The sequence below is a fragment of the Marinobacter bohaiensis genome (assembly GCF_003258515.1).
GTDB lineage: Bacteria > Pseudomonadota > Gammaproteobacteria > Pseudomonadales > Oleiphilaceae > Marinobacter_A > Marinobacter_A bohaiensis.
The window spans coordinates 271,053-284,080 of record NZ_QGEH01000002.1; the positions used below are offsets into that span (position 1 = coordinate 271,053).

General features: G+C 66.1%; 9 protein-coding genes. 5 read left to right on the forward strand and 4 right to left on the reverse strand.

Going from position 1 to position 13,028, the window contains the following annotated elements:
* Nucleotides 1-7: 7 nt before the first annotated feature.
* The 5 genes from DKK67_RS13950 (at nt 8) to DKK67_RS13970 (ending at nt 8,114) form a co-directional block, all read left to right on the forward strand.
* On the forward strand, nt 8-1,399 hold the full coding sequence (locus tag DKK67_RS13950; RefSeq protein WP_111497270.1) for a DHA2 family efflux MFS transporter permease subunit: 1,392 nt from the start codon (nt 8-10) through the stop codon (nt 1,397-1,399).
* 180 nt (nt 1,400-1,579) lie between these two features.
* Nucleotides 1,580-3,169: a pyridoxal phosphate-dependent decarboxylase family protein gene (locus DKK67_RS13955; RefSeq protein ID WP_111497104.1), complete on the forward strand. Its 1,590-nt coding sequence runs from the start codon at nt 1,580-1,582 to the stop codon at nt 3,167-3,169.
* Nucleotides 3,162-4,490, forward strand: a complete 1,329-nt coding sequence (locus DKK67_RS13960; protein ID WP_111497105.1) for a lysine N(6)-hydroxylase/L-ornithine N(5)-oxygenase family protein — start codon at nt 3,162-3,164, stop codon at nt 4,488-4,490. Before DKK67_RS13955 ends, DKK67_RS13960 begins: the two co-directional genes overlap by 8 nt.
* A 1-nt stretch (nt 4,491) precedes the next feature.
* On the forward strand, nt 4,492-5,700 hold the full coding sequence (locus DKK67_RS13965) for an MFS transporter (RefSeq protein WP_111497106.1): 1,209 nt from the start codon (nt 4,492-4,494) through the stop codon (nt 5,698-5,700).
* Entirely contained in the window at nt 5,697-8,114 is a 2,418-nt protein-coding gene (locus tag DKK67_RS13970) for a GNAT family N-acetyltransferase (RefSeq protein ID WP_111497107.1), read from the forward strand. Before DKK67_RS13965 ends, DKK67_RS13970 begins: the two co-directional genes overlap by 4 nt.
* A 214-nt stretch (nt 8,115-8,328) precedes the next feature.
* On the opposite strand, the gene fhuB is transcribed toward DKK67_RS13970, so the two are convergent.
* The 4 genes from fhuB to DKK67_RS13990 are packed head-to-tail and all read right to left on the reverse strand — an operon-like array spanning nt 8,329 to nt 12,826.
* Nucleotides 8,329-10,356 (reverse strand): Fe(3+)-hydroxamate ABC transporter permease FhuB, encoded by a 2,028-nt coding sequence (fhuB, locus tag DKK67_RS13975; protein ID WP_204355829.1) that lies wholly within the window; start codon nt 10,354-10,356, stop codon nt 8,329-8,331.
* Nucleotides 10,356-11,285 carry an ABC transporter substrate-binding protein gene (locus DKK67_RS13980; RefSeq protein ID WP_111497108.1) on the reverse strand — a complete coding sequence of 310 codons (930 nt, stop codon included), beginning with the start codon at nt 11,283-11,285 and terminating at the stop codon, nt 10,356-10,358. The genes fhuB and DKK67_RS13980 overlap by 1 nt, the downstream gene beginning before the upstream one ends.
* Before the next feature lie 16 nt (nt 11,286-11,301).
* Nucleotides 11,302-12,069 (reverse strand): ABC transporter ATP-binding protein, encoded by a 768-nt coding sequence (locus tag DKK67_RS13985; protein WP_111497109.1) that lies wholly within the window; start codon nt 12,067-12,069, stop codon nt 11,302-11,304.
* Nucleotides 12,062-12,826: a siderophore ferric iron reductase gene (locus DKK67_RS13990; RefSeq protein ID WP_111497110.1), complete on the reverse strand. Its 765-nt coding sequence runs from the start codon at nt 12,824-12,826 to the stop codon at nt 12,062-12,064. The genes DKK67_RS13985 and DKK67_RS13990 overlap by 8 nt, the downstream gene beginning before the upstream one ends.
* Between the last annotated feature and the right edge of the window lie 202 nt (nt 12,827-13,028).

Here is a 13,028-nt window from a genome sequence, read left to right on the forward strand (position 1 = left end):
GGTTCCCCTGAAGGACTTCAGCCTCGAAGCCCTGCTCGACCGTCACGGAACGCGCTGGCGTTGGCTGGCCGTCGCCACCGTGATGCTGGGAACCATGGCGACGGTGCTCAGCGCGACCATCGTCAACGTCGCGCTGCCGGAAATCATGGCGCACTTCCAGGTGGGCCAGGGCGTGGCGCACTGGCTGGTAACCGGCTTCATCGCCGCCATGACCACCACCATGCTCACCACCGGCTGGATCCTGGATCACTTCGGCCTGCGTCGGGCCCTGGGCAGCGCCATGTTGGCGTTCACCCTGCTGGCCTTCGCGGGTGGCTTCGCCACATCGCCGGAATGGCTGATCCTGTCCCGCATCGGCATGGGTGCCGTGGCGGGGCTGATGCAGCCGATGGCCATGTACCTGGTGTTCCGGGCCTTTCCCAAGGAAAAACGCGGCCAGGCCATGGGTATCTACGGCATGGGCGTGATCCTGGCACCCGCCCTGGGGCCGGTGGTGGGCGGGTTCATCGTCGACCAGCTCGACTGGCGCTATGTGATGTTCGCCCCGGCACCGGTCACGCTGCTGGGGGTGTTCATGGTGTACCGCTACCTGCCCTGGCCGGTGTCCCGGCCCGAGCCGTACCGCTTCGATTTTCCGGGGCTGATCTGGCTGGCGCTGTTCATCGTCAGCGGCCTGGACACCCTCAACGCCCTGCAGCACGCCGAGGGCGCCGGAACCCGCATTAGCATCGGCGCCAGCGTGGCGCTGGTCAGCCTGATCCTGTTCATCCTGCGGGAACGGCACACGCCGCACCCGCTGCTGAACCTGACCCTGTTGCGGCGGCCGGCCTTCCGCGACGCCAGCCTGGTGGCCATCGCCCTGGGTCTGGCGCTGTTCGGTTCGACCTACCTGATCCCGCTGTTCGTGCAATCGGCGCTGCAATTTTCCGCCACCGAAGCCGGCCTGCTGATGCTGCCCGCCGGCATTGCCCTGGGCGTCACCTTCCCACTGGCCGGCCGCCTGGCCGACCGCAAACCACCCAGACCGATGATCGTGACAGGTATCGTCACGTTCGCGGCATCAACCGCCCTTTTCGCGCTTTCCGATCTGGCACTCGGTTTTTTCTGGCTGGCCGCCTGGGCCGTCATCGGGCGCATCGGGCTGGGGCTGATCATGCCCGCCCTGTCCACCGGTGCCCTCAATCCGCTGGACCCGACCGAACTGGGCTACGGCTCCAGCATCATCAATTTCTCCCGCCAGCTCGGCGGCGCGTTCGGGGTCAACGCCGTGGCGCTGACCATCGAGTACGGCCAGCAAGGAATGGGACTGACCTCCATCGACGCCTTCCACAACGCCTGGTGGCTGGTTACCGGGTTCGTCCTGCTGGCCCTGTGGCCGGTCCGACGCATCCGCGGCTGAGCCAGACACAAACCTCGCTTCCATCCAGTTAACGAAGAATTAATCAACCTGAAACCGATTCAAGGTTGACGACGGCTTGCCACTTTATCGAGAATGATTCGCATTAAAATATGCGGATGATTCCGGTTAAGGATGCCGGGACCCCGCCGCCCGTTCGTCCAACAACCGATAAGGCCAGCCATGATGGATCATTCAACGCCTCTGCAAGCGGCTCAGTCCGAGACCGCTTTCCACCGCCCCGATCCCCTGCAGTACCTGTTCAACGCCGATCAACCGGAGCATTACCGCACAGCCCTGGAACAGGGCATCCAGTTAATCCAGCGTCGGCTGGCGCTGACCGAACGCCCCTTCACCGGCATCCTGCCGGGGGAACTGGCCGAGCGTTTCCGCGGCCTGGACCTGGATCAGCCGCTGGAGCAGCTAAACGACGTGCTGGGCGAGCTGGAATCACTGTACCTGCAGGACGCCGTCTACTTCCACCACCCGCGCTATGTGGCGCACCTGAACTGTCCGATCGTGGTGCCGGCCATCCTGGCGGAGCTGATCCTCAGCAGCGTCAATACATCGGTGGACACCTGGGACCAGAGCGCCGGAGCCACCCTGATCGAGCAGAGTCTGATCGACTGGACCACCGGCCGGATCGGGCTCGGCGACCAGGCCGACGGCGTGTTCACCAGCGGCGGCACCCAGTCCAACCTGATGGCCATGCTGGTGGCGCGGGACAACGCCTGCGAACGCCTCTGGGGCCACAGCGTGCGCGAACGCGGCCTGCCACCGGAAGCCGCCCGCTTCCGCATCTTCTGCTCCGAAGTCAGCCACTTCAGCATCCAGAAAGCGGCGGCCCTGCTGGGCCTGGGCTACGACGCGGTGGTCCCCGTGGCCTGCGACGATCACTTCCGCATGGACCCGCACGCCCTGCACGCCGCCCTGGATACCTGCGCCCGCGACGGCAAGCTGCCTCTGGCGGTGGTGGCCACCGCCGGCACCACGGATTTCGGCAGCATCGATCCGCTGCCGCGCCTGGCGGAGATCACCCGCAACAGCGGCGCCTGGTTCCACGTGGACGCCGCCTACGGCTGCGGCCTGCTGCTGTCGCGTCACCACCGCCAGCGCCTGGGCGGCATCGAACAGGCCGACTCGGTGACCGTCGACTACCACAAATCCTTCTTCCAGCCGGTCAGCTGCAGCGCCCTGCTGGTGCGTGACCGGGCGCGGATGGGCTGCGTCACCTGGCACGCCGACTACCTCAACCCCCTGAGCCAGCGCCAGGAAGGCACGCCCAACCTGGTGGACAAGAGCCTGCAGACCACCCGCCGCTTCGACGCCCTCAAGCTCTGGCTGACCCTGCGAACCATGGGGCCGGACGCCCTGGGCGACGCCTTCGAGCAGGTCATGGCCCTGGCCCGCAAGACCTATCTGTTGCTGCTGTCGGACGAGCGCATCGAGGTGTTGCACCAGCCGGAGATCAGCACCCTGGTATTCCGCTTTCGCCCCGGGCCGGAGACGCCCGACGCCGAGCTGGACGCCGCCAACGTGGCCATCCGCAAAGCCATCATGCGTTCCGGCGAGGCCATGGTCGCCGCCACCAAAGTGGGCGGGCGCCAGTACCTCAAGTTCACCCTGCTCAACCCGGCCACGCGCATCCAGGACATCCAGGCGGTACTGCGCCTGATCAAACAGCACGGCGAGGACTTTTTCGCCGACCGTAGCGAAGCGGCGGCGGACTCCACCACCGCGTTCATGACCGACCAGGAGGTGGCCCATGGCTGAACGGATTCACGACTTCATCGGCATTGGCCTGGGGCCCTTCAACCTGAGCCTGGCCTGCCTGGCCGAGCCGCTGGACGGACTGGACGGCGTGTTCCTGGACGAGAACCCGGGCTTTGACTGGCACCCCGGCCTGATGATGGAAGGCGTGCACCTGCAGACGCCGTTCATGTCGGACCTGGTCACGCTGGCCGACCCCACCAGCCCCTACAGTTTCCTCAACTACATCAAGCAACAGGGGCGGATCTACAGTTTCTACATCCGCGAGAATTTCTTTCTCCAGCGGCGCGAATACAACCAGTACTGCCAGTGGGCCAGCCAGCGCCTGGGCAATGTGCGTTTCAACACCTTCGTCGAGCAGATCGACTACGACGCCGGGCGCGACTGCTACCGCCTGTTGACCCTGTGCACCCGCACCGGCCAGGCGCGGGACTACTACGCCCACAAGCTGGTGCTGGGCACCGGGCCACGGCCGTTCGTACCGCCCTGCTGCGAAAACCTGGAAGGGCCGGTGCTGCACGCTTCGGACTACCTCAACCGCAAGGACGAGGTTCAGGGCAAACGCGCCATCACCGTGTTGGGCAGCGGCCAGAGCGCGGCGGAAATCTTCCACGACCTGCTGCAGGACATCGACAGCCGCCACTACACCCTCAACTGGCTGACCCGTTCACCGCGTTTCTTCCCGCTGGAATACAGCAAGCTGACCCTGGAGATGACGTCGCCGGAGTACGTGGACTATTTCTACGACCTGCCCCGGGACAAGCGCGAGCACCTGGTGAATCACCAGAAGCACCTGTACAAGGGCATCAACACGGACCTGATCGACGCCATTCACGACCTGCTTTACACCAAGCGGCTGGCCGGCGAGGTGCCCGTGGGCCTGCACACCAACGCCGCCCTGCGCGACGCCCGCTACCTGGAACCGCAACAGCAGTTCGACCTGACCTTCGAACAGGTGGAACAGGAGCGTCGCTTCGCCCACCGCACCGACGCGCTGATCCTGGCCACCGGCTATCAGTACCAGCCGCCGGCCTTCCTCGACGGCATCGCCGGCCACATCCGCTGGGACGACCAGGGCCGCTTCGACGTGCACCGCAACTACAGCATCGACCACAGCGCCAGCCGCATCTTCGTGCAGAACGCGGAGCTGCACACCCACGGCTTCGTCACCCCTGACCTGGGCATGGCCTGCTACCGCAACAGCTGCATCCTGCGGGCGCTGACCGGTGGCGAGCCGTACCCGGTCGAGGAACGCATCGCCTTCCAGCAGTTCGGCGTGCCGGATATGGCAGACACCCCCCTGCCACAGGATGCGACGGTCTGACATGTCGGTTTCCATGAAGTACTGGCTCATCGGCCTGACCGCCATTGCGGTGGTCAGCGATTCGATGCTGATCCCGTTTTACCCGCATTTCTTCGAGAGCGCCTTCGGCGTGACCAGCGCCCACACCGTGGGCCTGTACATCGCCGCCTGCTGCCTGACGGTGATGCTGGCGTTTCCGGTGTGGGCACGGGTCGCGCGGCGCGCCGCCCTGCTGCCACTGCTGATCAACACGCAGCTGGTGGCCGGTGGTCTGAGCGTCCTGTGTTACTGGACCGCCACCGTGACCCAGTTCTGGGTCGTCTCGCTGGCGATGCTGTTGTTCAAGGCCAGCTACCTGCTGATCTACCCGCAGATCATGCGGCTGGAGCAGGCCGACAGCCACGGTCGCACCATCGGCCTGCTGTCGGTGATTGTCCACTTCGGCGGTATCGGCGGCGCCCTGCTGGGCGGAGCCGTGCTGCAATGGTTCGAGCCGCGCCAGGTATTCCTGCTGATGGCGGTGGGCGATTTCCTGCAGACCGGTATCTGCGTGCTGCTGAAAAGGCGCCAGGCCCCAACGCCGGAGACCGGGAACGACGAGCCCCCCACCCCGGACACGCCGGCCCATCTCGGGCTGGTGCTGCGCCTGTGCAGCGTGATGGCGGTGTTCTACTTCAGCGCCTTCCTGATCCGGCCCTTTTTCGTACGCTACTGGGAAGACCTGTCCGGCCTGCACGATGCGTTTCTCTCGGGCGTTGTGTTCGCTATCCCCGGCGCCGTCGCCCTGCTCGCCCTCTGGCTGAGCTACCGCCGTCCCGCCGATTCCCAGGCCCACTGGCGGATCCTGCCGGCCATGCTGTTCGTGGTCGCCGGCCTGTTGCTGCAGGCGGTGCCGTCCACGCTGGCGGTGCTGGCGGGTCGCGTCCTGTTCGGCTGGGGGCTGTTCCGCGCCACCGTGCGGCTGGACCAGTTGCTGTTCGCCCTGAGCCAGCCGGCCCACTACGCCACCGACTTCAGCAAGGTCAGTTTCAGCCAGAACCTGGGCGTGCTGGTGGCCTCCTGGGCCGCCGGCGCCGTGGTGGCCGGCACCTCGCTGGACACGCCCTTCTACCTGGCCGCCGTCGGTCTGGTGGTCAGCGCCGTGCTCTTCTACACCCTGTTATTTCGCCCGCAACGCCCGTCGCGTGTTGCCTCTCCCCAACGTTCCCGCCTATCAAGGAGCGAAGCATGAACGAATCACCGGCAAAGCAGCCGTTTACCCATCTTGACCCGGTTCTGGGTGCCTTCGAGATCCGGCCACTGCACGTCCCCGACGACATCCCCCTGGTGCGCAGCTGGCTCCGGGAAGACCGCGCCCGCTACTGGGGCATGCAGGCCATGGACGAAGCCGCGCTGGCCGAGTTCTATCGGGACCTGCCGGATTCCGGCAAGGGCGATGCCTTCATCGGCTACCATCACGGCCACCCCGCGTTCCTGATGGAGTGCTACGATCCAGCCCGGGACCCGGTGGGCGAACACTACGCCGTGCAGCCGGGCGACCTGGGCATGCACATCCTCGTGGCACCCGGCAGCACACCGCTCAAGGGCTTTACCCGGGCGGTGTTCCGCAGCATCATGACCTTTATGTTCAACCACCTGGGCGCCCGGCGCATCGTGGTGGAACCGGACACCCGCAACGACGCCATCCATCGGCTCAACCGCAGTGCCGGCTTCGTCTACGAGCGCACCATCGAGCTGTCCGAGAAAACCGCCGAGCTGGCCTTCTGCACCCGCGCCCAGTTCGAGGCCGCGAACCCGAACAGCCACCGCGCCCCGGAGCCCCGGCGCCGCACCGATCCGCGCGAGGTGAGCGATCATCTGTCGAAAGATCTGTGGCGTCACGTCAACCGGCTGTTGGTGCGCAAGGCGATCAGCGAACTGTCCCACGAGCGGGTGCTGGCGCCGGACCCCATCGAGGGGGAAACGGACCGCTACCGGCTGTTCGCGGACGACGGCAAGCTGGAGTACCGCTTCAGTGCCCGCTGCATCACCCTCGACCACTGGCTGGTGGACGCCGACAGCATTGAGAAATGGGACGGCGACCAGTCGCAGCCGATCGACGCCAGCCGTTTCATCCTGGAATTCCAGCAGCAGTTGGGCATCGGCGAAGCCATGCTGCCCACCTATCTGGAGGAAATCGCCAGCACCCTGTACGGCAGCGCCTTCAAGCTGCACCGCCGCGGCCCCAGCGCCGAGGAACTGACCCGTGCCGACTTCCAGACCGTGGAAGCGGGCATGACCGAAGGCCACCCCTGCTTCATCGCCAACAACGGCCGCATCGGCTTCGACACCCTGGACTACCCGGCGTACGCACCGGAGGCCGGGCAGCCGGTGCAGCTGCTGTGGCTGGCCGCGCACCGGGACGATACCGTGTTCGCCAGCACCGACACCCTGGACTACCGCAGCCTGCTGGAGGACGAACTGGGCGAGGGCCAGCTGCGCCGCTTCGAGGACCAGTTGCGCAAGGACGGCCACGACCCGGCGGCTTTCCACCTGATCCCGGTGCACCCGTGGCAGTGGTACAACAAACTGGCCTACCTGTTCGCCAAGTCCCTCGCCGAAGGCACCCTGGTATGTCTGGGCTACGGCGAGGACCAGTACCGGGCGCAGCAGTCGATCCGCACCTTCTTCAACCAGGATCAGCCGGAAAAGCGCTACGTGAAAACGGCGCTGTCGATCCTCAACATGGGCTTCATGCGTGGCCTGTCGCCCTACTACATGAGCACCACGCCGGCGATCAACGACTTTATCCACAACCTGATCAGCCAGGACCCGTACCTGTCCGGCACCGGCTTCAGCATCCTGCGGGAAGTGGCGGGTGTGGGCTACATGCACCCGGACTTCGAAACCACCCTCGACAAGCACAGCCCCTACCGCAAGATGCTGTCGGCCCTGTGGCGGGAAAGCCCGATTCCCACCCTCAAGCCGGGCCAGCGCCTGATGACCATGGCCTCGCTGCTGCACCTGGACGCCGACGGCCAGGCGGTGCTGCCCGCGCTGATGCGCGCCTCTGGCCTGGCGCCGGAAGACTGGCTGCGGCGCTACCTGAAAGCCTACCTGAGCCCGCTGCTGCACTGCTTCTACGCCCACGACCTGGTGTTCATGCCCCACGGCGAGAACCTGATCCTGGTACTGGACGACCAGGTGCCGGTGCGCATGATCATGAAAGACATCGCCGAGGAAGTGGCAATCATGAACGAGGAGGTGGTGCTGGCCGACAAGGTCCAGCGTCTGGCGGTGTCGGTGCCCGAGCACCTGAAGATCCTGTCGATCTTCACCGACGTGTTCGACTGCATCTTCCGCTTTATCGGCGGCATCCTGGAGGAACAGGGGGACATCGGCGAAGCCCGCTTCTGGGAGCTGGTGGCCGAGTGCGTGCACGACTATCAGGCGGCGCATCCGCACATGGCGGAGAAATTCGCCCAGCATGACCTGTTCGCGCCGGAGTTCACCCTGTCGTGTCTCAACCGCCTGCAGCTGGCCAACAACCAGCAGATGATCAACCTGACGGACCCGGCCGCCAACCTGCAGTTCGCCGGCACCCTGAAGAACCCGATCGCGGCCTATGCCAAGCGGCCGGAGAAGGCGACGGCGTCCCAGGACTGACGGTCAAGTAAAGCGAGAACGAACGAGGGCGTGCCGGTTTCTCCGGTGCGCCCTTTTTCGTGGATCGCGGGACTGGAAAAGCATCCGTTTCGGGGTGCGATTAGAAAGAGGCTCAGGCCGTCCTGCGGACGGCTCGGAAGCTGACGCGTCCGCTACACCGACTCCCCTGACGACCAGCTTCACCGCCATGTCGCCGGAGTCCTGCCGGAGGCCCTTACCGCAACCGCCGCCGCGCCAGCAGGAAGATGAAGTAGCTACCGCCGAGGATCGCCGCGATGGTGCCGGCCGGCATCTGTTTGGGATACAGCAGCGACCAGCCCAGCCAGTCGGAGAACAGCATCAGCACCATGCCCACCAACGGCGCCAGCCACAGCTGCGGCCAGACCTTGCGCGCGCCCATCAGGGTGGCCACGTGGGGTGCCAGCAGGCCGACGAACGCAATCGGCCCCATGATGGCCGTCACCAGCGCGCAGCAGGCACAGACCAGGACCAGCAACAGCAGGCGCGCGCGGCTGGTGTTCAGGCCGCGGGCCTCGGCGATGGCGTCGCCGGCGGAGATCAGCGTCAGCCAGCGCGAGGTGGCCAGCGCCAGGCCGAACAGGATGACCGTGCCGCCCGCCAGCCAAAGGGCCTTGGCGTCCGACACCCGATAGGTGGAGCCGGACAGCCAACCGATGATGGTGTAAGCGTCTTCGGTGGCTTTGGCCAGGACAAACTGCACCATCGCTTCGATCATCGCCGCCAGGGAAATTCCCACCAGGATCATGATGCCCGGCGAATACTGGGTACGCCGCCCCAACACCAGCAATAGGGCCAGCACACCGGCGCTGCCGGCGAATGCCACGAAGGGGCCGGCCTCATGGATGGAGCCGCCCACGAACACCGTGAACAGCACCAACGCCAGCGTCGCGCCGGCCGACATGCCGAGGATGTCCGGGCTGGCCAGCGGGTTGCGGATCAGCCGCTGCAGGATCAGCCCCGCCAACGCCATGCCCACGCCGGCACAGGCCGCCGTCACGATGCGCGGCCAGCGCAGGGACAGCACCAGGTCCGACGGCCAGCGCAGGCTTTGCAGCGGATGCAGGAAGGAGAAGGCGTCCGGCTTGAAGCACAGACTCAGGAGCACCAGCGCCAGCAACACCACCGGCGCCAGCAACCAGGTGCGCCGACTCACCCGGGGCACACCCTCGGGCAACTCCAGCGCAGTCTGGTCGCGCGCCGACAGCCGCTTGCGGGCGAACCAGATCAGTGCCGGCGCGCCAATCAGGGCCGCCGCCGTGCCGCTGGGCACCATATCCGGGAACCAGCCGCTGGCAGCCACGGCGATGCAGTCGGTCAGCAACAGGAAGACGGCCCCGAGCAGCAGGCTGAAGACCAGTTCATCACCGGCCCGGCGGGCGCCCAGGTTACGGGCGATGTTGGGCGTGATCAGGCCGATGAAGCTGATCACGCCCACCGCGGTGATGGCGCTGGCCACCAGCCACAGGGACAGCAGCAACAGCACCACCAGCACCGGCCCGGTGCTCAGCCCGCGCGCGCCGGCGCCGGCGTCGCCCAGGCGCAGCAGGGTCAGCGGTCGCGGTGCCAGCAGCAGTACGATCACCGCCACGCTCAGCTTGGGCAGCAGCCAGGTCACCCATTGCCAGTCGGTCTGGGTGAGGTCGCCGGCGCCCCAGATGAACAGATTGTTGGTGGCGTACTGGTTGAGCAGAATAATGGCGGTGGCGATGGCCCCCATCAGGATGTGCGTAGCCATGCCGGCCAGGATCACGGGCAGGCCACTGAGACCACCGCGCCCGGCGATCAGCAGCACCAGCACCACCGAGACGATGGAGCCACCCAGGGCAAACCAGGCGCCCCAGTCGCTGGTCAGGGCCGGCGCCCAGACGCTCAGGCACACCAGCGCCAGCCAGGCGCCGGACGCCGCCCCCAGGGTCATCGGCGAGAGCAGCGGGTTCTGCGTCACCTGCTGCAGCAGGCTGCCAACCAGGGCCATCACGGCCCCCACCAGCACCGCCAGGATCACCCGTGGCAGGGCGGCGTAGACGAACTGGAAATCCTCGAAGGATTCGGGGGGGCGCCCCCAAAGCAGGCCCCACTGGTCCGCCAGGGACAAGGGCGAATTCAGGGACAGGTGAAACAGCAACGCCGCCACGAGGGCGGCGAGGGCGAGGGCATAACGCAAGGCCATTGACTGGCCCAGCACCAGCCCGGGACGGGCGAGGGTTCCGGCGCTGGTCATCAGGGTTCGATCGTCAGCAGCGCATCCGTCATCGCCTCGGCCAGATAGCGTATCGACATGGCGCCACCGTAGGACCAGGTGGATTCAACCCCGGCGACGTGCCCGGCCCGCGCCACCGGCATCGCCTGCCACAGGGGCGACTCGAACAGACGCTCAACCCCCGGCGCCGGCTTGAAATAGAGCAGGACCGAATCCTTCGACATCTGGCTCAGGCTGGTCAGCTTCTTCTGGGCGATGCCCCACTGACTGGGCGGGATGTCCATGGCCGGCTCGATGCCCAGGTGGTTCAACGCGTACTGGGACAGCGCGTTGGCGCCGTAGATGAAGACCACCGACTGGTTGTTGAAGCGCACCCCGGTCACCGGCGGCAGTGCCTCGCCGAAATGATCGTGCAGTTGCTGGCGGAGTTCATCAAAGCGGGCGTCCATGGCGTCCAGCTTGCGCTGGGCCCGTTCCTCCTGACCGAACAGTTTGGCGGTTTCCCGGAAGATCCGGCGCGCCGCCCTGGCGTTGTCCTGCTCGGCGCCGAAGGCGTTGAAATAGAGCACCGGCGCCACCTGCTCCAGCTTGTCGATCAGGCCTTCCTGGCCGTTGGAGATAATAATCACGTCGGGCTTGAGCGCCGCCAGCTCCTCGATGCTGGGCTCACCGCGCTTGCCGATGTCGTCCACGCCATCGGGCACCGCCGGTCGCACCACCCATTCGTTGTAGCCCTCGATGTCCGCCACACCGACCGGCGTCACACCCAGCTCGATGACGTTTTCGGTCATCGCCCAGCTGATGGTCACGACGCGCTCGGGAATCTGCTCGAAGGTGTGTTCGCCATGGGCGTCGGTAACGGTCACTTCGGCCCGGGCAGCACCCGAGAGCAGCAGACAGCACAGGGAAAACCAGGGGACCAGGTGGCGATAGGCGCCTCGCAAGATCATTCAATGACTCCGGAAATCAGGCGACAACCGCAACCGGGCGGGACTTGCCCGGCTGCGGGATCAGTTGGATGTCGATGCCGTAAAGATGGCTGAGCCGGTCGCGGGTCAGCATCTCGTCCGGCGTGCCGTCGAACACCAGCTCGCCGCCTTTGAGGGCCAGGATGCGATCGGCGTAGCGGGCGGCCAGGTTGACGTCGTGCAGGATCGCCACCACGCCGCGGCCGGTGTCCTGGTTGAGCTGGCGCAGCAGCCCCATGGATTCGTACTGGTGCGAGAGGTCCAGCGCCGAGGTGGGTTCGTCCAGCAGCAGCAGCGGCGATTGCTGGGCCAGCAGCATGGCGATCCAGGCCCGCTGGCGTTCGCCGCCGGACAGCTGGTCAGTGAGCTGGTCGGCGTAACGGGTGACGTCGGTCTGGGTCATGGCGTCGTCGATAGCGCGGGCATCTTCCGCACGCCAGCGCCCGAACAGGCCACGCCAGGGAAAGCGTCCCAGAGCCACCAGCTCGCGCACGTTCAATCCCGCCACTTCCGGCAGACGCTGGGGCAGGAAGGCAATCTCCCGGGCCAGGGCGCGCTGGGAGAACTGATCCATGGGCTGGCCATTGAGGTGGATATGACCGGCGTCCGGGGTCAGCTGCCGGGCCAGCAGGTTCATCAGCGTGGATTTACCGGAACCGTTGTGGCCGAGGATGACGGTGAATTCGTGACCGGAAACGGACAGCTCCGGCAGGGACAGGATGTCGCGACCATCGCGGTTAACCCGGATCCCGGCTAGTTCAAGCATTGTGGCTCAGCTCTTCTTTCATGCGGGCGAAACGGACGTCGTCCTTCTGCTTGGGGCAGGTGGCGCACAAATCGCCATCGTGCCGGCGGTAATGCATGCAGCAGCCCTTGCGGTCCAGCGCCAGCGGCGTGCGACCGTCCGGTAACGGCAGCGGCATCAGGGCACTCTGGCCTTCCAGACCCATTGCGCGCAGCCAGGTCCAGGCCAGTTTCAGTTGCCGCTGCTGGTCAATATCGGGACGGATCTCATGCAGGCGGCTGATCGCGGCGAGCACGCTGTCGGCCACCAGGCGCATGGCGCTCAGCGGCTTGAGCAGGGTGATCTCGCGCAACTCCGCCAGCAGGGTGTCGCACAGCTCACGCAGGGTGCGGGCGCCAACCTCGACCAGGTGATCCTCGGCGCCGGCGTACCAGGCGTCCTCGGGCAGGTCATAGCCGGCCACGAAACCGTGGCCCAGCTTCTGGCGCATCTGCAGCAGGGGCGGCACCACACCGGCACCGTGCACCCCGAGCACCGTCAGGAACACCGGCTGCCAGACCAGAAGACTCCAGGTCCGGACCGACCAATAGGGCATGCCGGCTTCCGGGTGAGCGTTCTGCAGGGTGTCGTACAGGCGCTGGATGACGGCGCTGTTGTCCTGCTCGGCACAGATGCACTGCTCGTCGGATATCACCGTACCCCCGGCCAGGGCCGGATAGACGCGGGCCGTGAGGGCGTAGAAATGATCCAGTGGTGTCGTGCGGTGCGCCAGTGACATGAACCGTGAACCCCTTGCGGGTGGAGCCGCTACCGGCTTCGGCCGGAGTGCGATCAGGATAATCAGGAGTTTACCCAGCCGCAAAACACAACGCAAATGCAAATTGATATCATTTGGCAGCGCAATCGCCCGTGGCCGCCGCAGTTGCCTTGCTTCAGCGGCTCATCTAGAATGCGCGCATCTCCAGGGGAGTAGTCTCCGC

Coding starts and splice junctions, on each gene's coding strand:
- DKK67_RS13955 (WP_111497104.1), top strand. CDS start 1,580: ATGATGGATCATTCAACGCCTCTGCAAGCGGCTCAGTCCGAGACCGCT.
- DKK67_RS13960 (WP_111497105.1), top strand. CDS start 3,162: ATGGCTGAACGGATTCACGACTTCATCGGCATTGGCCTGGGGCCCTTC.
- DKK67_RS13965 (WP_111497106.1), top strand. CDS start 4,492: ATGTCGGTTTCCATGAAGTACTGGCTCATCGGCCTGACCGCCATTGCG.
- DKK67_RS13970 (WP_111497107.1), top strand. CDS start 5,697: ATGAACGAATCACCGGCAAAGCAGCCGTTTACCCATCTTGACCCGGTT.
- fhuB (WP_204355829.1), bottom strand. CDS start 10,356: ATGACCAGCGCCGGAACCCTCGCCCGTCCCGGGCTGGTGCTGGGCCAG.
- DKK67_RS13980 (WP_111497108.1), bottom strand. CDS start 11,285: ATGATCTTGCGAGGCGCCTATCGCCACCTGGTCCCCTGGTTTTCCCTG.
- DKK67_RS13985 (WP_111497109.1), bottom strand. CDS start 12,069: ATGCTTGAACTAGCCGGGATCCGGGTTAACCGCGATGGTCGCGACATC.
- DKK67_RS13990 (WP_111497110.1), bottom strand. CDS start 12,826: ATGTCACTGGCGCACCGCACGACACCACTGGATCATTTCTACGCCCTC.